At 39.3% G+C, this 20,456-nt stretch carries 20 protein-coding genes and 4 pseudogenes; 9 read left to right on the top strand and 15 right to left on the bottom strand.

Features of this window, described 5'->3' with window-relative positions:
• The first annotated feature begins 29 nt into the window (after positions 1-29).
• The 8 genes and pseudogenes from P4S71_RS21210 to P4S71_RS21175 all read left to right on the top strand — a co-directional run bounded on the left by P4S71_RS21210 (position 30) and on the right by P4S71_RS21175 (position 4,892).
• Entirely contained in the window at positions 30-167 is a 138-nt protein-coding gene (locus P4S71_RS21210) for a hypothetical protein (protein ID WP_337151462.1), read from the top strand.
• Entirely contained in the window at positions 167-553 is a 387-nt protein-coding gene (locus P4S71_RS21205; RefSeq protein ID WP_337151461.1) for an isopentenyl-diphosphate Delta-isomerase, read from the top strand. Before P4S71_RS21210 ends, P4S71_RS21205 begins: the two co-directional genes overlap by 1 nt.
• A 146-nt stretch (positions 554-699) precedes the next feature.
• Complete coding sequence (locus P4S71_RS21200; RefSeq protein ID WP_337151460.1) at positions 700-1,245, top strand: hypothetical protein; 546 nt, start codon at positions 700-702, stop codon at positions 1,243-1,245.
• A 99-nt stretch (positions 1,246-1,344) separates the two neighbouring features.
• On the top strand, positions 1,345-1,728 hold the full coding sequence (locus P4S71_RS21195) for a transposase (RefSeq protein ID WP_337151459.1): 384 nt from the start codon (positions 1,345-1,347) through the stop codon (positions 1,726-1,728).
• An 818-nt stretch (positions 1,729-2,546) separates the two neighbouring features.
• On the top strand, positions 2,547-2,759 hold the full coding sequence (locus P4S71_RS21190) for an EF-hand domain-containing protein (RefSeq protein WP_002958507.1): 213 nt from the start codon (positions 2,547-2,549) through the stop codon (positions 2,757-2,759).
• A gap of 169 nt (positions 2,760-2,928) precedes the next feature.
• Positions 2,929-3,135 (top strand): calmodulin, encoded by a 207-nt coding sequence (locus P4S71_RS21185; protein ID WP_337151458.1) that lies wholly within the window; start codon positions 2,929-2,931, stop codon positions 3,133-3,135.
• Positions 3,136-3,517: 382 nt separating this feature from the next.
• Positions 3,518-3,712 (top strand): annotated as a pseudogene (locus tag P4S71_RS21180) (EF-hand domain-containing protein); the annotation flags it as partial.
• Between the two features lie 232 nt (positions 3,713-3,944).
• Complete coding sequence (locus P4S71_RS21175) at positions 3,945-4,892, top strand: PDC sensor domain-containing protein (protein WP_033015247.1); 948 nt, start codon at positions 3,945-3,947, stop codon at positions 4,890-4,892.
• Positions 4,893-4,930: 38 nt separating this feature from the next.
• Here P4S71_RS21175 and P4S71_RS21170 read toward each other — a convergent pair.
• Together P4S71_RS21170 and P4S71_RS21165 are read right to left on the bottom strand one after the other, a co-directional pair.
• Positions 4,931-6,549: pseudogene (locus P4S71_RS21170) on the bottom strand (M28 family metallopeptidase).
• 163 nt (positions 6,550-6,712) lie between these two features.
• Complete coding sequence (locus P4S71_RS21165) at positions 6,713-6,952, bottom strand: RNA recognition motif domain-containing protein (RefSeq protein WP_096792739.1); 240 nt, start codon at positions 6,950-6,952, stop codon at positions 6,713-6,715.
• A gap of 255 nt (positions 6,953-7,207) precedes the next feature.
• Between P4S71_RS21165 and P4S71_RS21160 the strand changes: the two are divergent.
• Positions 7,208-8,492: pseudogene (locus P4S71_RS21160) on the top strand (VCBS domain-containing protein).
• Between the two features lie 81 nt (positions 8,493-8,573).
• On the opposite strand, the gene lipA reads toward P4S71_RS21160, so the two are convergent.
• From lipA to P4S71_RS21095, 13 genes and pseudogenes are all read right to left on the bottom strand, one after another.
• Positions 8,574-9,539: a lipoyl synthase gene (gene lipA, locus P4S71_RS21155; protein WP_077538444.1), complete on the bottom strand. Its 966-nt coding sequence runs from the start codon at positions 9,537-9,539 to the stop codon at positions 8,574-8,576.
• Entirely contained in the window at positions 9,536-10,189 is a 654-nt protein-coding gene (gene lipB, locus P4S71_RS21150) for a lipoyl(octanoyl) transferase LipB (protein WP_077538442.1), read from the bottom strand. The genes lipA and lipB overlap by 4 nt, the downstream gene beginning before the upstream one ends.
• Positions 10,190-10,208: 19 nt before the next feature.
• The gene (gene ybeD / locus P4S71_RS21145) at positions 10,209-10,487 is read right to left on the bottom strand and encodes a DUF493 family protein YbeD (RefSeq protein ID WP_002958517.1); all 279 of its coding nucleotides are present in this window, start codon (positions 10,485-10,487) and stop codon (positions 10,209-10,211) included.
• Positions 10,488-10,875: 388 nt separating this feature from the next.
• A complete protein-coding gene (locus P4S71_RS21140; RefSeq protein ID WP_007378250.1) occupies positions 10,876-12,036 on the bottom strand; it encodes a serine hydrolase in 1,161 nt (386 codons plus the stop codon).
• 198 nt (positions 12,037-12,234) lie between these two features.
• Positions 12,235-13,413, bottom strand: a complete 1,179-nt coding sequence (locus P4S71_RS21135) for an IS4 family transposase (RefSeq protein WP_050484169.1) — start codon at positions 13,411-13,413, stop codon at positions 12,235-12,237.
• Between the two features lie 222 nt (positions 13,414-13,635).
• A complete protein-coding gene (locus P4S71_RS21130) occupies positions 13,636-14,397 on the bottom strand; it encodes a septal ring lytic transglycosylase RlpA family protein (RefSeq protein WP_306725159.1) in 762 nt (253 codons plus the stop codon).
• Positions 14,397-15,503, bottom strand: coding sequence for a rod shape-determining protein RodA (gene rodA, locus P4S71_RS21125; protein WP_033015254.1), 1,107 nt, complete (start codon positions 15,501-15,503; stop codon positions 14,397-14,399). The genes P4S71_RS21130 and rodA overlap by 1 nt, the downstream gene beginning before the upstream one ends.
• Positions 15,503-17,379 (bottom strand): annotated as a pseudogene (mrdA, locus tag P4S71_RS21120) (penicillin-binding protein 2). Before mrdA ends, rodA begins: the two are co-directional and overlap by 1 nt.
• A 9-nt stretch (positions 17,380-17,388) precedes the next feature.
• Positions 17,389-17,859 (bottom strand): 23S rRNA (pseudouridine(1915)-N(3))-methyltransferase RlmH, encoded by a 471-nt coding sequence (gene rlmH / locus P4S71_RS21115; protein WP_002958522.1) that lies wholly within the window; start codon positions 17,857-17,859, stop codon positions 17,389-17,391.
• A gap of 37 nt (positions 17,860-17,896) precedes the next feature.
• Positions 17,897-18,214, bottom strand: a complete 318-nt coding sequence (rsfS, locus tag P4S71_RS21110; protein WP_007378254.1) for a ribosome silencing factor — start codon at positions 18,212-18,214, stop codon at positions 17,897-17,899.
• A 55-nt stretch (positions 18,215-18,269) separates the two neighbouring features.
• Complete coding sequence (gene nadD, locus P4S71_RS21105) at positions 18,270-18,905, bottom strand: nicotinate-nucleotide adenylyltransferase (RefSeq protein ID WP_096792744.1); 636 nt, start codon at positions 18,903-18,905, stop codon at positions 18,270-18,272.
• Positions 18,906-18,926: 21 nt separating this feature from the next.
• Positions 18,927-19,964 carry a DNA polymerase III subunit delta gene (holA, locus tag P4S71_RS21100; protein WP_007378256.1) on the bottom strand — a complete coding sequence of 346 codons (1,038 nt, stop codon included), beginning with the start codon at positions 19,962-19,964 and terminating at the stop codon, positions 18,927-18,929.
• The gene (locus P4S71_RS21095; RefSeq protein WP_033028517.1) at positions 19,964-20,455 is read right to left on the bottom strand and encodes an LPS-assembly lipoprotein LptE; all 492 of its coding nucleotides are present in this window, start codon (positions 20,453-20,455) and stop codon (positions 19,964-19,966) included. Before P4S71_RS21095 ends, holA begins: the two co-directional genes overlap by 1 nt.
• Between the last annotated feature and the right edge of the window lies 1 nt (position 20,456).

Here is a 20,456-nt window from a genome sequence, read left to right as displayed (position 1 = left end):
AACCAGAGCAACGAGCGTGGAAACCTTATATGTCAGAATTTGAAAACGTTGTTTTAGTGGATGAGCAAGGAAACGAGACAGGACTTATGCCTAAATTAGAAGCGCATCAAAAAGGGTGCTACATCGCGCATTTTCTATCTTTATTTTTAACGCAAATAACCAGTTAATGATCCATCAAAGAAGCGCTAATAAATATCACTCAGCAGGGTTATGGACTAATACATGTTGTAGTCACCCACGTAAAGGTGAGTCTGTTGTTGACGCAGGTCAGCGGCGATTAATGGAAGAGATGGGTTTTACTACCCAGCTTACAGAATTAATTCACTTCACTTATATTTGTAAAATGGAAAACGGGCTATTCGAACATGAGTTTGATCATGTTTTAGTGGGCTATTACGACGGTAGTCCAAAAGTTAATCTTGAAGAAGTATCCGATTGGCGCTGGGAAAACCTAGATGATATTCAATCACAATTAGCGACTAACCCCGAGCATTATACTCGTTGGCTACCCATTGCCCTGCAAAAACTACAGCCATTTCTTGTTGGATATTAGCCTTTTAGGATTGAAATTTATTCAATCTATATCCAAACCTGACGAATTCCCACGAAATGAATTAAAAAAAGATGAGTAAAGGGGATCGACCTTCATGACTAATTGTGATCAAATTACTTCGCTAAAAACAACTTAAAACAATAGCCATGAAGATCACAAATATAATACAGAATGATATCGCTGCTGCCTACCCTGAAATTCACTCTACTCGATTAAACACGTTATTTACCTTCATTGACTCTGGCATGTATGATCAACGTGTGTCTGTAACATATTTAGGTAGAGGCTTGAAAAGCCTATCAAAAACAACAAATAAAAATGATATTAAACGCGCTGACCGCTTAATCGGTAACACGCTCTTACACAGCGAGCGCCTTTTCTTCTATGGCTATATGTCAGCGCAGTTAATTGGAAATAAAAAGTCCCCCATCATATTAGTCGATTGGTTACCTATTAATGGACAAGGGATGTTTCAAGTATTGCGCGCCAGTATTCCAATGAATGGGAGAAGCTTAACGCTCTATGAAAAAATTCATCCTGAGAGCGAACTGAATACCAATAAAGCACATCAAGCATTTTTAGACACGCTCGAACAAATATTACCTGAAGGATGCATGCCAATCATTGTGTCAGATGCTATCTATCATGCCCCATGGTTTAAAATAGTTGAAGAAAAAATTGGTATTGGATAGGGAGAGTAAGAGGGTGAGTATCTCTCTCCCAAGATAAGCAAGAATGGAAAATCAGTTATCAATGGTTTGCCGATGCGCGTATTGGTAAGGCTGATAACCTTGGCTCAATTTACTATGGTAAAACGGCAAAGTTCCCGTGCAATGCAGCAATTTATAAGCGAACGCCAAAAGGCCGACAAGCGAAGAAAAAACGAGGCGGGACGTCACAAAGAACAACAGATAAAGTTCATCAAAAAGATGCGAAAGAGCCGTGGTTACTGGTGTTTAACTTGCTTGAAAGTTTATGAAGAGTGCAAAACAGCAGTGAACCTTTATAGCCAACGTATGCAAATAGAAGAAAATTTTAGAGATACAAAAAATAATAAATTAGGGATAGGCTTGGAGTGCGCTAACTCCCGAAGTGTTAACCGATTTGATAATTTACTGCTTATAGCGGCGCTTATTTTATATTTATTATGGTGTATAGGTGTGCCGCAGTCATGAAAAAGCTCCACTATTCATTGCAAGCGAATACACAAAAAGCGCGAATGGTATTATCAATAATAACGATTGCGCGTGAAATCATTGATGACGATAGGTATTTCATACCATTAGAAGAGTACATTTATGTATTGTCCGAACTCTCAAATTTAACAGTCAATATTGAGGGATTACATGAATAAATATTCGTGGGGATCCCTCAGGTTTAAATCTATATAATTTACCTCCCTCCAATATCGGCACTTTTGCAGATAGCTGGCACACGATGTAGGTTTGCTTAACTCAAGCGAACCTATATTTTACAACGCATTAAATTATGAGTTGAATGCTACAACTTAGCTTTCACATTGCAACTTTCCTAGATAAATTCGCCATTTGGCAACAAAACAGTTAATTTCAAAATATCCTTCCAAAATTTTTATAATAAATCTCAAAAAATAATGTAACTTACTGATTAAAAATAAATTAATTATTTAGTAGCCGAAAATAAATCCTATGTCATTTCCATGTTCATATTCAGTTTATTTTGAAGGCTAACCTAAACGCCCCCTTTATTGGCTTTTTAGCCAAAGTGTGTCTTTTTAATTAAGCTTAACCAATTGATTTATAATGGTTTATTCTTTTTAGTTAAATGGCTGTTGCTAAATAGCAACAATAACACCTCCCCAAATTAAGCTTTCCTCGCTTTATATCATTTAACTCATTGTTTTTAAATAATAAATAAAAAGTGGCACCGAAGTTGTAATACCAAGAGTGTATTAAGCAAAACGTGATGAAAGCCAAAGGCCTTAATCGCAATAACCCAATGAAGGAATACTATTATGAAAACATTTCAATCAACATTAGTACTAATGGCGCTAGCTTCTTCATCAGCGGCTTTTGCAGCAACAGATTTTGATACGCTAGACGTAGATGGTAATGGCGCAATCAGCCAAGCCGAAGCTTCAGTAGATGCTGAGCTTTTAAGCAAGTTTAATGAACTCGATACAAACCAAGATGGTGAGCTATCTGAAGATGAGTTTTCTAAGGCCTAAAATTAAAGCCTTAAACAGTTAATGCTCTGTAATGTTATCTAAATTCTGAGTTGCCAAAGACAACCTAAGTAGGCAAGGGAGCCTACTAAAAAGAATAACCAGGAAGTGACTAGAGAGCACTATAGAGCAAGTTTATTTAGGACACCGCATACTTTTGAAGGATTAAATTATGAAAAAGCTACAATCAACATTTGTACTTATGGCTATTGTTTCTTCGTCAGTAGTATTTGCAAACACAGACTTTGAAACACGCGATGCAGACGACAACGCTTCAATTAGTCGCTCTGAAGAATCGGCGCAAGTGATAGAGCAATTTGACGAGCTGAATGTTCAAAGTAGCGGTGGCCCGACAGGAAATGATTTTTTTGAATATTAATTTATAGACACTTCACTCCTAAAGGATCTTGGAAAAGGACTTCTTACCCCTAATCAGGTCACCCCTAATCAGGCCCAAAGCCTAAGGAAACGATTATGAAAACATTACACAAAACTTTAGGGCGTATTGATCTTTGTGGATTGAAATTTGTTCAATCTAGGGGAGATTAAATCGCGGCGCGAGGTTTGTAACCTAGTGGGCTAAGTAAAAACCGAGCAACAAAGAGTTAATCGTCCCTAGAAAGAACCCAAAGGGCAGCGCATGTTTGGTATTTATGCTGCGTTATCGCCTATTTATGGGGAATAACCACACTACATAGGCTCTGCCTTGCCTAAAAACCAAACATACTGCTGCAAATTCACCCACCAAAGATCAACACGCCCTACCACTTGTAGCCCTAGCTTCTTCTTCAGCGGCGTTTGCTGCGGTAGATTTTGATTCTTTTGATACAGATGGCGACGGCGTAATTAGTAAAACAGAAGCCCAAGTAAACTCGCAACTAGTACAGCTTTTTGATCAATTAGATGCAGATGGAAATGGCGAGTTATCTAAAGAAGAGTTTTCGAAGGTTCAGTAGCAGGCTCTATATTTAAGTTAGCCGCAAAGCCTTACCAGTCATACTCATAAAGCAGCTAAGTAATTAATACTTAGCTGCTTTTTTGTGCATTTAATTTAATATATTACTTTTTAGTCACCAAAGTGGTGCAAAACTTGAGTTGAATATAATCAAGTTACTGATTATTAAGTTATTTTATTGTTGGTTTTAAACTTGCAAATCAATTGATAACTTAGGTTAATGAGTATTTAAAATGGCGCGAATGAGTTATATCAGTAGTGTTGAGCGCTACCACGAATATGAGCATGTAATACACAGTTTACTTGAATCTATTTTAATGAGTATTGAGGACGGATTAACCAAAGAGCGTGATACCCGCTACCTGATTAAGCAGTACCCATTTTTAGAATTACAATATTGTTTAAATGCAGAAGGTTTGCAGCAGGGTAATAATGTCTGCTTTAAACGGGCATATAGCAAAAAACTAGGTGAAAGTGGTAATCAACAAGATTTAAGCGAGCGACCCTATTTTTTGAACGCTAAAGCAAGTGATAAAGTGTGCTTTACTGATCCCTACATTTCTATAGCGACTAACCATTTATGTATATCGGCGATTAAAGAGCTAAAAAAACCAATTAATAATCAGCATTACTTGGTCGTTGATGTGAGCTTAACGCAGCTTATTGAGTTTGTAATGGGTGATACTGCGCGCGCTAATATGTCGCCTTACTTCAAAGCGGGTTACGGTATTATTGTGGTGTGCTTATTTTGCTTAGTATTATTTTTACTAAATATCGTCTTTAGTGATATATACGCGCTATTAACTCATGTAGATACCTCATCAGACCCACTTGAGCCCTTTAGTATCATTATTTACATCACTTTGGCATTAGCAGTGTTTGATTTAGGTAAAACAATACTCGAAGAAGAAATCCTTATGCATAAGGATATTTTTAGGCACTCGTCTACGCGGCGCACTATTACACGGTTTATCTCTACTGTGTTGATTGCTATATCAATTGAGGCGCTGTTAACTATGTTTAAAGCGGCGTTGGGGCAATCGGAATATTTAATGCCTGCCATAGCGATGATGCTGGCAGTGGTAGGGCTTTTAATTGCACTGGCTATTTATGTTTATTTAGGGGCAAAGGCCGAAACGCTATTAATGCGCGCTCGTTTAAAACAAAAATCCTCCAAGTAGGAGGATTTTTATATTACATAACTCTATTTAATAGCTATTTATTGCTTATCTTGCGCGCGCTTGGCTTTAAAGTCAGACTCGCTCGTCCACTTTGGCCAATCGCCATTATTTGCAAGCTGTGTGGCTATATCAACAATAAGATCTATATCTTGCTTAACACCACCTAACGACCAATCAGCTGAGTAGTCGTCTGCTTCTTTATGGTATTTATGCGCAATGTACTCAGGATCGGTATCACCCAGACTCATAAATAATAAACTAGGCACGCCTTGCTTAGAAAGCGAGAAATGATCAGATCTAAAAACAAGCCATTTTGCGGGCGAGGATCCATTTTAACAAAACGGCCTTGTGATTTTGCAGCTTTTGCTAAATAGTTTTCCATTGTCGATAAATCTTTACCGTATTGTAAAATGTAGTCAGTGCCATCAAGCACGTTCATGCCATCAATATTTAATAGACCGACCATTTGTTTTGTAGGTACAACCGCACCCGATGCAAATTCTTCAGAGCCAATTAACCCCGTTTCTTCTGCTGTAAAGTTAGCAAAAATAATTGAGCGTTTAAATGGCTTTTGCTTGTTCTTTTTACTCATTATACGTGCTATTTCAAGCGTGGCTGCAGTTCCTGAAGCGTTATCTACCGCGCCGTTATAAATCTTAGGGCCGGTGTCAGTTTGTTTAGTACCAAAGTGGTCCCAGTGAGCGCTAATAACAACGTATTCGTCAGGCGATTCGCTTCCTGTAATTTGTGCAACTACATTATGTGATTTGGCATGTGACACTTCGTTTTTAAAGGCAAGGTTTGCTTTTAAGTTAAGTGGCGTCGCTTTAAAGTCGTCATTTAATGCTGCTTGTTTTAAATCTTGATAGTTAAGCTTTGCGGCGTTAAACATTTGCTCAGTCGCATCAAGTGTTAGCCAGCCCATAACCGGTAATTTTGATGCGTTTAAGTTGTTATCCATTAACGTGTATTTAGTGCTGGTGTTTGAACTTTCAACTACGCCCCAAGGATATGCCGCAGGTGCGGTTTCATGAACAATAAATACAGCCTTTGCACCTTGGCGAGCGGCTTCTTCATATTTATAAGTCCAACGACCGTAGTAGGTCATTGCATTACCAGTAAAAAGGGCGTCGTTTTGAGTAGCAAAACCTGGATCGTTAACGAGCACAACCACTGTTTTACCCGTTACATCAATATTTTTATAATCATTCCAGTTATATTCTGGTGCATTAATACCATAGCCAACAAATACAATGTCAGAATTGCGTACATCAATTAATGGCTGAAGTTGCTCGGTACGTGCGGTAAAGTCTTTACCTGATTCAAAGCTCAAATCACCTACTTTTAACTGCATATCCTGATTAGCTGTCACCATTGCCATTTTTACAGGCTGTAAGTATTTGCCTTTATAAGCGCCGGTTAACCCCAGCGCTTTGTATTGCTCGCTTAAATAGCCAACGGTTTTCACTTCACCATGCGTGAGAGGGCCACGGCCTTCAAAGTTATCAGAGGCAAGTGTTTTTATATTGTATTTAATATTACTTAGGCTTACACCTGCTGTATTTTCTAATGGGGTGTGTTCGCTTGCAGGCTCTGAGCAGCCAAAGAGTGCAACTAGCAGGCTTAGGCTAGCGCTTTTTAAAAGAGTAGATGCCATAATCTTCATATAGTTATTTAATTAGGCTTTCAATATAAAGGAAGCACCGCAGCGATGTCGAATTTTTATAGAGAACTTTTCATTCAATTGCAGATTAACTATCAGTCATTAGTAAAAAACCAGCGCAAGCTGGTTCTTTTAACTTTAAGTAATAAACTATTACTTAAGCATCTGCTAATTTCACGCGGATCTTACTTTTATCAACAGTAGATTGGTTAAGTGTAGTAATTGCGCTTTTACTTTCAATGTCGTTTGGCATTTCTACAAAAGCAAAACCTTTAGATTGGCCAGTTTCTTTATCAAGTACCAAGTTACAGGTAGTCACTTTACCGTGCTCTGCAAATAAAGTACGAAGCTCATGCTCAGTGGTAGCACGAGACAAGTTACGAACTAATAGTTTCATAATGAACCTAAATAATTATGTCAGTACTAATTATCTCAAGTAACTCAGGTTTAACCTAATTTTATTTTAAAACAAATATAAATAAACACTCGATAGAAATAATTTTTTGTATCACTATGAAAATAATAGATTTTATAATTAAATTTGAAATATCAGTAAATTGGTAATGTTAATTGGTAATTGAATTGTGGTTATTTGTACAATAAATTGGTAAATTCACATTTAATTAACTTGCTATTAACCACAGAACTAATCATGTCTAAATATACCCTTAAACCGTGCAATACAGTTACAGCTATACTTCTATCTTGTTTAGTTACTGGTTGTGGCAGCTCAGGCTCTGATCCTACGGTGCAAAATAATGAAGCGATTTCTTCACAAACGCCTGCAACAATTGCTGGTAACACTCTAGGTGAAGTTATTAGCGATAGTAATGATGCAATAACAGGCTCGTTAACTATTGCGGATCAACAATCAGGTGAAGCTGCTTTTGCAGCACAAGAAAATAGCGCTACAAGCTATGGTTTTTTTAGCTTAAATGCTGGTGGAGATTGGTCATACACACTTGACGATTTAAACGCATCAATAACATCTTTAAGTGAAGGTGAAACACTACAAGATACAATAACAGTAAACTCTGTAGATGGTACTAGCGCACAAATTATCATAACAATTGTAGGTGCACCAATAGCTCAAGCTGATGGCTTTGAAAAAATATCACACGTTTTATTGCGATCAGATGGCGTTAATTCGGGGCTTGACGCATACACACTTATTGAAAATGCCTTCGGCGAAGGGTCAATTGAATCTCCAGACTTATACGCTGGCAATCATGAAAGTGTTGTCCATATTATTGAAGATACCGATACGATAATTGGTAACCATTTTGTCTTTTTAGCTCACCGAGATGATGACCAAGATAAAGACAAAGGCGCAAGTGATAGACAACGTAACGAAATAAAAACCTACGATAAATCACCACAAGAAACACTGGCGTTTGGGGTGAGACATTTCAATATAGCTGGAAATTTAAAGTAAGCAGCGAGCTTGAGCTTACGAGTAAGTTTAGCCATTTTTTTCAAATAAAAGCCCGAAATGACAGCAACGATAATACTAATGGCAACGACGACCAGCCTATTATTACGCTCTCTGGGGCTCAAAAAACAGTACAGGAAATCAGCTGCAAGTGCGATATAGTGCAGGCTTTGATGAAAACGGTAACAGCACAGGGCTTGATAAAAACCTCATTGAAACCGACTGGTCACTCATTACAGATGAATGGGTCGAAGTATTTGTACAAGCTACATTTAGTGAAAATGGCAAGTTTGATATGACGTTAACGCGCTTAAGCGACAACGCAGAGATATTTAATATAAGCGAGCAAAACATAGATATGTGGCGCGGCTTTAGTGATGCTGATTTTGCTCGTCCTAAGTGGGGAATATACCGCTCAACTGTTGAAACCGACAGCCTTCGCGCTGATGAAGAACGTGTTAGGTTTGCTGATTTTTCTATTACAAAAGGTAAGATAGCGCAGTAAGCTATTTTATCAATTAGCATGAAAAAAGCCGTTAATGATTCTGCATCATTAACGGCTTTTTTAATTTTTTGAGAAAAGTGATTATTTCACTTCTTTACCCGCTGCTTGTTGATCAGCATGGTAGCTTGAACGTACAAACGGACCAGAAGCCGCGTGAGTAAAGCCAATTTCGTCTGCATACGCTTTTAAGCCGTCAAACTCTACTGGTGGCACGTAGCGTTTAACTGGTAAGTGATGCTTAGAAGGTTGTAGGTATTGACCCACTGTTAGCATGTCAACGTTGTGCGCACGTAAATCACGAAGTACTTCTTCAATCTCGCTAATTTCTTCACCTAAGCCAACCATTAAGCCTGATTTAGTTTTAACTTCTGGGTGAGCTTCTTTAAAACGACGAAGTAATTCTAACGACCATTTATAATCGGCACCTGGGCGAGCCAGTTTGTATAAACGTGGCGCAGTCTCAAGATTGTGGTTAAACACATCTGGTGGTGTTTCGATTAAAATCTCGAGTGCGCGATCCATACGGCCACGAAAGTCAGGCACTAAAATTTCGATAGTAATTGTTGGGTTGTGCTTGCGGATTTCGCGAATACAATCGGCAAAATGTTGTGCACCACCATCACGTAAATCATCACGGTCAACTGACGTGATCACGACGTAGTTTAGCTTCATATCTTTAATTGTCAGTGCTAGTTTTTCAGGCTCAGCGGCATCAGGTTTTAATGGACGACCGTGGGCAACATCACAAAATGGGCAACGACGAGTACATATTGCACCTAAGATCATAAAGGTGGCTGTACCGTGGTTAAAACATTCAGAGAGGTTAGGGCATGAAGCCTCTTCACATACTGAGTGCAAGCCATGCTTACGTAGCGCTTGTTTTATACCGTCAATACGCTCGGTTGATTTAGGTAAGCGAATTTTTAACCATTCTGGCTTACGCAACATTTCGGTTTTTTCTGTAGGTAAAACTTTAACTGGGATCAACGCCATTTTTGCTGCGTCGCGTAGTTTTACACCTGGTTCCATTTTGACTGGTTTATTCATTCGTTTTCAAACCCTTCAGTATGCTTAACCTGTGTTGCATTAAGCTTATTGATCATGTGTTTTACCAATCCTTCACCCGCACTTTCTAGGTTTTGAGGACCATCTAATTCTTTAGTTTGCACCATATTCATGCCCGCATAACCACACGGATTAATACGTAAAAATGGACTTAGGTCCATGTTAACATTTAATGCTAAACCATGAAACGAGCAGCCACGACGAACTCTAAGTCCAAGTGATGCTATTTTACTGTCGTTGACGTAAACACCCGGTGCGTCAGCTTTAGCGTACGCTTTAATATCGTACTCGGCGAGTGATTCAATAATGCACTCTTCAAGCCACGTAACCAGTTCACGTACGCCAATTTTTAAACGTCGAAGATTAAATAATACATACATCATTTGCTGGCCGGGGCCGTGGTACGTTACTTGTCCGCCACGATCCACTTTAATAACCTCAATGTCGCCTGGGGCAAGTAAGTGCTCGTCTTTACCGGCTTGACCTTGAGTGAATACACTCTCGTGCTCTACAAGCCAAATTTCATCTGGTGTATTTTCATCTCGGGTGTCGGTAAAGTCCTGCATTTTTTGCCAAATAGGCATATAACGCTGGCGACCCAGTTGGCGTACGATTAAGGTGTTTTCGTTCACAACAAATCTCAACTATGGCTTAAAGCATGTGGCGTACGTCATCAATATTACTGATCACGTTATAAATTTCTTCAATGTGTTTGCCACTTGTAACCGTTGCTACAAGGCTTACTGATTCGTAATTGCCTTTGCTGCTTGGTTTTACTTTAGGTGCATAGTCGCCAGGTGCAATAGGTTGTAACTTAGCTAAAATTTGATCAGTTAGGTTTACGTTAGCTAAACCCATAATTCTGAATGTAAATGGGCAAGGGTACTCTAAGTACTCATCAAATTTTGTATCTTTAACAGGTTGAACCACGACGGTGACTCCTCAAACAAATAAAGTATTGGCTCTGAGCATAATGCTAGGCGCTAAACTGACAGGGTGATGACAATCTGAGTTAATGTAATAATCAATCGACATAAGTATTTGGACAATTTAACAAACTAAATCATTCCATAACGACGTTAAAGTTTTCATTTAGAACAATTAGATATAAAAACTTTTGCCTTGTTATAGTGCGATTTTTTATCGTTAAATAAACCTCATATTTAAACAGATTGATATTATTTTGGGAAACCCAAAATAAAAACTCATTATGATTGCTTTATATGGGGCGCATTCTAGCATTTTTCAAGCAAAAAAAACGCCTCATAATGGAGGCGTTTCGTTTAACTTCACAATCGCTGTGAGTTTATTTTTACACTTACATTATTTGTAAACGTAGGTAGTCATAAATTTTACTAAAGAAGCTGCCTTCTTCCACTTCTTCAAGCGTTACTAGTGGGTATTGAGCGATATCTTCCCCTTCTAATTGCAAGAATAAAGTCCCTACTTTAGTACCTTTCGCTAGAGGCGCTTCAAGTGTATTGTCTAGCTCAAAATTGGCTTTAAGGTTTTTATGCTGACCACGTGGAATAGTGATTGGTGTATCTTCTAAAATACCTAACGATACGTTTTCTTTATTACCCATCCAAATACGTTGCTCAGCAAAGCTATCGCCGGCCTTGTACGGGGTAATTGTTTCATAGAAACGAAAACCGTAGTTAAGTAGTTTTTTATTTTCCACTTTACGAGCACGTTCACTTGAAGTGCCCATTACAACGGCAATTAAACGCATACCATTTTTAGTTGCTGAAGTGACTAAACTGTAGCCAGCTTCCGAGGTGTGGCCTGTTTTTATACCGTCTACGTCTAAGCTTTCATCCCATAATAGCGAGTTACGGTTATATTGCTTAATACCGTTATAAGTAAACGACTTTTGTTTATAAAGTGCGTATTCATCCGGTACGTCACGAATAAGTGCTGCGCCTAAGGTTGCCATATCGCGTGGAGTTGTATAATGCTCATTCGTATCAAGGCCGTGGCTATTGATAAAATGGCTGTTACTCATACCTAATTTAGTAGCATGTGCATTCATTAAATCAGCAAATGCGCTTTCACTTCCAGCAATATGTTCAGCCATTGCAACACAGGCATCATTACCAGATTGAATAATAATGCCGTGATTAAGCTGATCAACACTAATTTGCTTACCTACTTCAATAAACATCTTAGACGATTCAGGGAAGTTTTTAGCCCATGCTTTTTCACTCACAGTTACCATATCTGTTGGTGCAATATTGCCGGCTTTAATTTCAGTACCAATTACATAACTAGTCATCATTTTAGTTAAGCTTGCTGGGGCTAGCTGCGTATCAGCTTCACCTTGGGCAATTACTTTACCTGTTGTAAAGTCTACTAAGAAATAACCTTTTGCATTAACTTGAGGTGGTGCCGGGATAATTTGGGCGCTGGCTGAAAATACGGCGGCTGTACAAACTAAGCCGCATACACCTTTGAGGATTTTATGTTTAATAGATTTCATCATACTCATTAATGGTTAAAGTTAAAGATTCGCGTTACGCCATTCTATACCCAAACCCCCCGAGATGCGAGTTTCAGTTGGAGTTAAAAACGATTTAGGCAAGGCATTGATTGCAAATAATAGTTACTCTATTGTTCAAATCAATAACGCAGTATAAATCGTTTTTAAACCAACCCTTAGGGCTGAGGGATCCCCACTTTATCCAGCGGCCTCTTTTTGATAATTAGAAATAAAGTTTTTTAAACTTTTTTCTATATAGCTTTGTGTAATACGTCTCTTACATAGCTTTATGACTTGCTTGGCTAAGGTTAAAAATGAAAGAACTCGGCGATTCTTAACACTATTTGCTTGAAATTTTATATGCCACTTTCTTTTTTCTGCTTCACACCCTATAAACCATAACGCAGTGCTCGCTATTGTGGCTATCAAGCATAATATTCCTATTCTATTTATGCCGGTGCTTTTACTAAAACGCCACGAAAAACCATATCTCAAACTTTTGTCATCGCGGAAATTTTGCTCTATTTGCATTCTTTTACTATATAAACCAACTACTCGCTTACTCGTCATTGTATTGTCTGATGTCGCGAGTAACCATGGCTCTTTCGCTAAGTTTTGATACATTTTTGTATCTTTCGTAAATCTGCTTTTTCCTTTTCTTCCTTTATTTTTTCCATGATATACGTGTAAAAATGCATCGCATGCTGTCGGGCTGGACTGAGTTAGTCTTGCTTGACCTAACGCCTTTGGTATATCGCTGGCACCAGCCCTAAGTTGTTTTAATGTATGCCATTGTGATTGCATGGCTAGTTTACACTTCATTGAGCCTCTTAATCGACCTATCATATGCCAACCAAGTTCGCGTACTTTACTATACCAAGGCGTAAGAAAGCCGCCGTCTGTTACAATATAGACACTAGGATGTCGTCCAAGCACTTCATAAAGTTCATCTAAAAACAGGCTGTTGGTTGCTGGGCTATCAAAATTCTTCTGCTCAACAATCATGTTATAAATCACGATAGAGCGCCCATCCACAAGTAAGCTTGCTCGCAGTAAGTGATAGTCGTGACCACAGGCACCGCTCCAGTCAACGGCAATTGCAAGCATTGGTAAAGAGTCGATAATAGGATGAGCTAATGCTTTATAGATAGCGACCCTTTCATTGTAGAGGTGAGTATTTTTTAAGAAGCGATCAACGCGTTTTATTTTATGTTTTACATCCACAGCGCCAGACAAATTTCTGCCGATTTCAGTTAAGGTAAGTTTATTGCCCGAAATTAATGCATTACTGCAGCTTAGTAATGTTTTTACTCTGGCATTATTGAATGGCGCTAATGCATGTTTAAAGTACTTATGGCAAACTGATGTGTCAGGCATAGCAGTTGTGACTTATGTGGGTTGTGGTGATTTACATAAGATCATAAATTGCTGTGCCTGTCACGTTTTGGGGATTCGTCAGCTCTTAGGGCGTTTCACTGGAGCTTACTCTCTGTGTTGTTACTTTTTAAAAGGGATTACCATTTCTACAAAGTAACGCCTAGATATTAAGCCCCAGTGCAACGCTGAATTCTGCATCCTGGGGTAGTTTGGGTATTAGTCTTACTGAGTGTAAAGCAAGAACGCGTTTTGAAATTGATTTTGTTTTAATTTTTTTAATACTTCGTCTGCATGAGGGGTATCTTTTATTGGCCCTAAATGCAGTCTGTAAATATCGTCTTTTTGCACGATATTTGTTGGTAATTTGTATTGCTCTCGCAATGTGCTGGCAAGCGCTTCAATATTAGCAAGTGTACTACCTGCAGCTACCTGAATATAGGTTTGACGGGCAGTTGCGCCCGCAAGCGTAACGGCTTCTAGCTTAACCCTTGCTGTACCATGGGTGTAATAGCCTAGTTTGTAAGCGGCAGCGTACGAAAGATCAATTATTCTATCGTCATGAAATGGGCCTCGGTCGTTCACGCGCACGATTACCGATTTACCGTTCGCTGTATTGGTTACTTTAACAAAGCTAGGTAACGGCAGTGTTTTGTGCGCAGCAGTCATGGCAAACATATCGTAGGTTTCACCATTAGAAGTGTGATAACCATGAAATTTACGACCATACCAAGAGGCAATGCCTTCCTCAGAGTAGCCTGACTCATCAAGCATTGGCGAATAACTTTTACCAAGCACTGTATATGGACGACTTGCACTGGCGCTTTTAGTAACATCAGTGATTATTGCGTCTTGCATTTCAAGTGCAGTTGGGGCTCTAAGTGGTGCTGAATCATGGCGCATATGGTAGCGGTTACTTGAACTACTACATGCACTTAAGGTGAGTATAAAAAAAACAGTTATTAGAACACGCAAAGTGAATTTCATTATTTTAAAAGCATCCTTTTATCTGTCGCTATTGACATAATAATGCCAAAGCCAGCCATGAGCGTCACCATCGATGTTCCTCCATAACTGATTAGAGGCAAAGGAACTCCTACAACAGGCAATAACCCTGATACCATACCTATGTTTACAAATACATAAACAAAAAATGTCAGAGTGAGTGCACCTGCCAGTAATTTACCAAATGCATCTTGCGCATTAACGGCAATGTACAAGCCTCGGCCAATAATAAATAAGTACAGGCTAAGTAAAACACATACGCCGAATAAGCCAAATTCTTCGCTTAAAACCGAAAATATAAAGTCGGTGTGACGCTCTGGTAAAAATTCTAATTGCGATTGTGTACCAAGCAGCCAGCCTTTGCCTTCAACACCACCAGAGCCTATTGCTATTTTTGACTGAATAATATGGTAACCGGAACCAAGCGGATCGCTTTCGGGGTCTAAAAAAGTAAGTACACGTTGTTTTTGGTAGTCGTGCATACCATAGTGCCAAAATGGCCATGCAGCAAGCGCAACAACAGAACTTAAAAAGCCGATTAAACGCCAGCTTAAACCGGATAAAAACAACACAAATATACCCGAGCTCGCAATAAGTATAGAAGTACCTAAATCGGGCTGTTCTTTAATTAATAATGTCGGAAGCATTACAATCATAAAGCCAATAATTAAATGCAGTGGGCGGGGTGGTAAGTGGTTTCTGCCTATGTACCAAGCCACCATCATTGGGACGGCTAGCTTCATTAGTTCTGATGGTTGAAAGCGAGTGATCCCCAAGTTTAACCAGCGTTGAGCGCCTTTTGAGCTGACCCCAAATAAAAGTACACCCACCAGCATGAGTAAGCCAACACAGTAAAGTGGGATAACTAAACGTTTAAGTGTTGCTGGAGAAAATTGGGCTAGAATAATCATGCCTATAACGGCTCCGCCCATGCGAGTCATATGGCGGATCATCATTGCTGTATCTTGCCCGCTTGCACTATATACAACGGTAATACTGCCAATCATCATGATAAGCAAAGCGATGAGTAATGGTAGGTCTAGATGCATTCGCATCCATATGGATCGTTTATCGTGTAAAATGGTCATTATTTTATATTCCCTGCAAGTTCAACAGGATTAGCTGCAAAATAGTAGTCCATTAATTGACGAGCAATTGGCGCACCTACCGAGCTTCCGCCCCCAGTGTTTTCTACAACGATAGAGAGCACAATTTGTGGGTTGTTATAAGGTGCAAAACCAACATAAATGGCGTTATCACGCTGACGCTCTTTTAATGATTTAGCGTCGTAACGTTCGCCTTGGGCAATGCTAACTACTTGCGCAGTACCTGTTTTACCCGCCGGATCGTAGCTTACACCTTTAAAAGCTTTGTGTGCGGTACCTGTTACTTTTTTTACCGTGTTATGCATTGCATCAATTGCAATACGCCAGTTATCAGGGTTTTTAAGTATTACCGGCGGTTTTTCATCACCGTTAATTTGCGTTACTTGATCTTCTTTTTTTGCAACTTGAGCTAAATGCGGTGGATGATTAATCCCTTTATTAACAAGAATATTCGTTGCGTTAGCAATTTGAATCGGGGTTGCGGTCCAATAGCCTTGTCCAATACCTACAGAAATAGTATCACCTCGCCACCATGATTCTTTAAAGCGGCCTTCTTTCCATTCTTTTGAAGGTAAAATTGCAGTGGTTTCTTCATGAATATCAATACCGGATAAATCACCAAAGCCAAATCGCGCCATAAAATCGCTTATTTTAGTAATACCTAAACGATAAGCTGCATCATAAAAATAAGTATCGCACGACTCTTCAATCGCTTTATATACATCAACATGGCCATGACCCCAGCGTTTCCAATCGCGCCATTTATGTTCCACATTTGGTATTTCAAAAAGCCAGGATCCCAAATAGAAGTGCTTTCACTTACAATATTTTCTTCAAGGGCTAAAATTGCCATGTGAGGTTTAACAGTCGAAGCTGGCGCGTAACGACCTTGTGTTGCTCGGTTAATTAGCGGGCGATCTTGGTTAAGCAATGCTTTGTAGTTTTTGCTACTTATACCATGTACGAATAAATTTGGATCGTAGCTTGGATTTGAATAAAGTGCGAGTACGCCACCATCTTTTGCATCCATAACGACGATAGCGCCGCGCATATCCTTAAGCGCATGTTGTGCTATTTGCTGTAGCCCAATATCAAGCGTAAGTACAATATCACTACCAGGCTTAGGTTGGATCATACTGAGTGTGCGAATAACGCGGCCGCGATTATTTACTTCTACGCGCTGGGAGCCTACTTCACCGTGTAATAATTGTTCATAATATTTTTCTATGCCTAATTTTCCAATATCGTATGTGGCTCGATAATTGGTTGCTTGACCTTCTTGATCTAGTTTTTTAAGTTCTTTTTTATTAAGCTTTGCCACATAACCGAGTGCATGGGTTAGGGTATCGCCAAAGGGGTAGTAGCGGGCTAGGCGTGCTTCAATACTAAAGCCTGGGAATTTATGTTGATTTACAGAAAACTTAGCGACTTCAGTTTCGTTTAAGCGTGCTTTAAGAATTTGCGATTTGAAACGCCGAGTGTGTTTAATATCTTTTAAAAAATCTTCTTTCTCTTGCTCACTAATAGTAATTATTTTACTGACTTGATCGAGCGATTCGGTTAAATCGTTTACATCTTCGGGAATGACTTCAAGATTGTAAACTGGTTTGTTTTCAGCAAGGAGTACACCATTACGGTCGTAAATTAAACCACGGTTGGGTGCAATAGGAATAACTTTAATACGGTTGTCATTAGAGCGGGTTTGGTAATCTTGATGGTTCTCTACTTGAATTTTATATAGGTTTGACAGCAAAATAGCCACCATAGCTAATACAAAAACAAAACCCACAAATGCTCGCCTAGCAAATAAATTTGCTTCTGCGGAGTGGTCACGAATAGTGGGTCTATGTTTTAGCATGGCAAGGCATTACTCGCGATGATAAGGATGGTTGTTATTTAAGCTCCAGCCTCTGTAAAGGCTCTCTGCAACAATAATACGCACCAAGGGGTGCGGCAATGTTAAATTAGATAACGACCATTTTTGCTCAGACGCTGCAATGCACTCTGGAGCAAGCCCTTCAGGTCCGCCAATAAGTAAACTTACATCACGACCATCGAGTTGCCATTTTTCCATATTTTTAGCAAGTTGGTGAGTATCCAGTGCTTTCCCTGTTACCTCTAACGTTACAATACGATTGCCTTTTGGAATAGCCGCTAATGTTTTTTCACCTTCAATGTGTAAAATGCGCTTTATGTCTGCGTTTTTGCCACGTTTACCGGCAGGGATTTCAATTAACTCAAGGGCCATATCTTTAGGGAAACGGCGCTGATATTCTGCAAATCCCGTTTCTACCCATGCTGGCATTTTTGTACCAACAGCAATCATTTGTATTTTCACGTATTACTTCCAAGCATTGTCTAAAATGAGTGCGTGTTTAGCCCCATAGTTTTTCTAGATCGTAATAGCTACGTGCTTCGTTTTGCATCACGTGTACAACTACATCACCTAAATCAACCAGTGCCCATTCGCCATCGCCTTCACCTTCATAACCTAATGGTTCTGAATCTGCGTGACGCGCTTCTTTTGCTAAGTGATCGGCAATTGACTGCACGTGACGTTTAGAAGTACCAGAACAAATTACCATGTAATCTGTAATATCTGATGTCTTTGTTACGTCAATATGAACGATGTCACGTGCTTTCATATCGTCAATTTTATCCATTGCAAAGGCGAGTAGTTGTTTTGAATCCAAGGTTTTGTCTCAATTTAAAAATTTAATGGCGCGCATTTTAACACGCTAGGCGTTTTTAAGCATCAATTTGATAGAGCTGATGCTGTTCTATGTAATGACTCACTGCAGCGGGTAATAGTTCATTCTTTTTATTGCTTTTTTTCAGTTGTTCGCGAATTGTACTCGAAGCAGCATCGAGCATTTTACCCGGTAAAAAATAAAGTTTACCAGCAAGTGAGTGCTCAAGTAAGGTTGCTTCGTCTACATTCGCATCTTGCATATAGCCTTTTAGTTCACCACTTGCAGTACAATGTTGAGCAGGGCGCTGATATACCACAATATGACAAAGCTGCGTAATTGCCTTCCACTCAAACCATTTATCGAGATTGTTAAATGAGTCCATACCAATTAAAAATAAGATAGGTGTAGTAGGGTGCTCTTTACGAAGTTCTTGCAAGCTAAGTAACGAATACGATGGGCCGGCTCGGTTAAGTTCTCTTAAATCGAGTTTAAAATGAGGGTAGGGCACAATAGCCGCGTTTAGCATATTAATACGGTGCTGCGTACTAATACCAGGCGCTGCTTTATGCGCCGGTAATGCACAAGGCATAAAATAAAGCGTGTTTAAATTAAACGCATTAACACATTGCTGCGCCATATTTATATGGCCTAAATGGACAGGGTCGAAAGTGCCACCAAAAATTGCGATCATTTAACACCTATTAGCTATTTATTAATTAACCGCGTGGCACGGCATAGGAATGTTGAGCGGCTGGCAAAATTTAATACAAATATGAGCAAGCGCTTGGTAAGGGGCAATTAAATTACCTTGCTTATAACTGGCATCAAACAAAGCTACATCACTATTTATTTGTTCAAGTGTGTGTATGTTTAAGCGGTTAATTGCGTTTTGAACTGGCCCTTGCTGGTTTTTCCAAATAGCATTTTGTTTAAATAAATTAGCGATTGGTTCGCCATTTAATAAACCAAGTTGCACATTTATTAGCGTATTAAGCTCTTTGGTTATAGCCCATAAAATACTCACCACTTCGGTGTTATCGCTGGCAAGTTTGTTTAATACTTTTATAGCTTGTTTAGCGTGGCCATTTAATAGTGCATCGCTTAAATCAAAAATATCAAACTTGGCTTGGTTTAACAGCCCTTGCATTACTAATTGCTGAGTAATTAATGCATTGCCGTGCAGTAGTGAGAGCTTTTCAAGCTCTTGGAAGCACGCTAATAAGTTACCTTCTGTGGCATTTATTAAACTCAGTTTGGCATCGTTTTGCATGTTGAGCGATAAGCGTTGGCACTGTTCATCAAGCCATCGTTTTACATGCGTGCCGGTAAGCGGGTAGCAAGGTACAAATACGCCTTGCTTATCAAGGGCTTTAAACCATGCACCGCGTTGTACTTCTTGGCTGGCTTTAGCGCCTTTAACAATTAAAATAGTATCTGGATTAACCAGCTCAATTACTTTTTTAAAGGTGTTGCTGCCAATAACGCCTGGTTTTTGTTGGTTTAAATCAAGCTCAATAATAGTGCGCGCGCTAAATAGTGACATGCTTTGATATTGAGCTATGATTTCTTGCCAATCGAATCCTTGCATTAAAGTAAACTTAATTACTTCGTCAAAGCCTTGTGCTTTAGCACTGTCGCGAATTTGTTGTACGCACTGTGCTTCTTGAAAAGGCTCTTCCCCAAACACTAAATAAAAGGGCTTTAGCCCTTTATTTAATTCACTCGGTAGTTGATTAGCATAACAGCGCATTATAGTTGCGACAGCTCTCTAACAATACGACGACTGGCTTGCTCACGGATCTCGCTAATGAGTAGCTCAAGCTCTTTTGCTTTAGCTAGCGCATGATCTGGATCGTCTTGGTAATTACGGTAAAGCTCAAAGCGCTTTTCAATGGCTTTTTCGCCAGGGCGTTTAACTACATACGATACGCCATAAGCGAGTTCGTATTCAGCTACTTGACCATTTTGAAATAACGATAGTGTTTGACGTTCAATACTTTCTTTATACAAATATAATTGGGCTTTATCTTTAGCTGCTGATATTAGCTCTACATTACTCGCTCTTAGCTCGTTTTTAAGGCTTTCAAATAAGGCTGACTTTTCATCATCACCTACAAGAGTTAGCTGTTTTAGGTTATCAGGCATGCTAGAGGCTTTTTTTAGATGAAACCCGCAGCTAGTTATCAAAAAACAGACTAGCACTAAGGCTAGTCCGTTTTTAATGGCGTTAAATGCAGCCATA

The sequence above is a fragment of the Pseudoalteromonas sp. B62 genome (assembly GCF_037162565.1).
GTDB lineage: Bacteria > Pseudomonadota > Gammaproteobacteria > Enterobacterales > Alteromonadaceae > Pseudoalteromonas > Pseudoalteromonas fuliginea.
The sequence above is the reverse complement of the archived record's forward strand: the minus strand, read 5'-3'. Positions and strand labels throughout refer to the sequence as shown.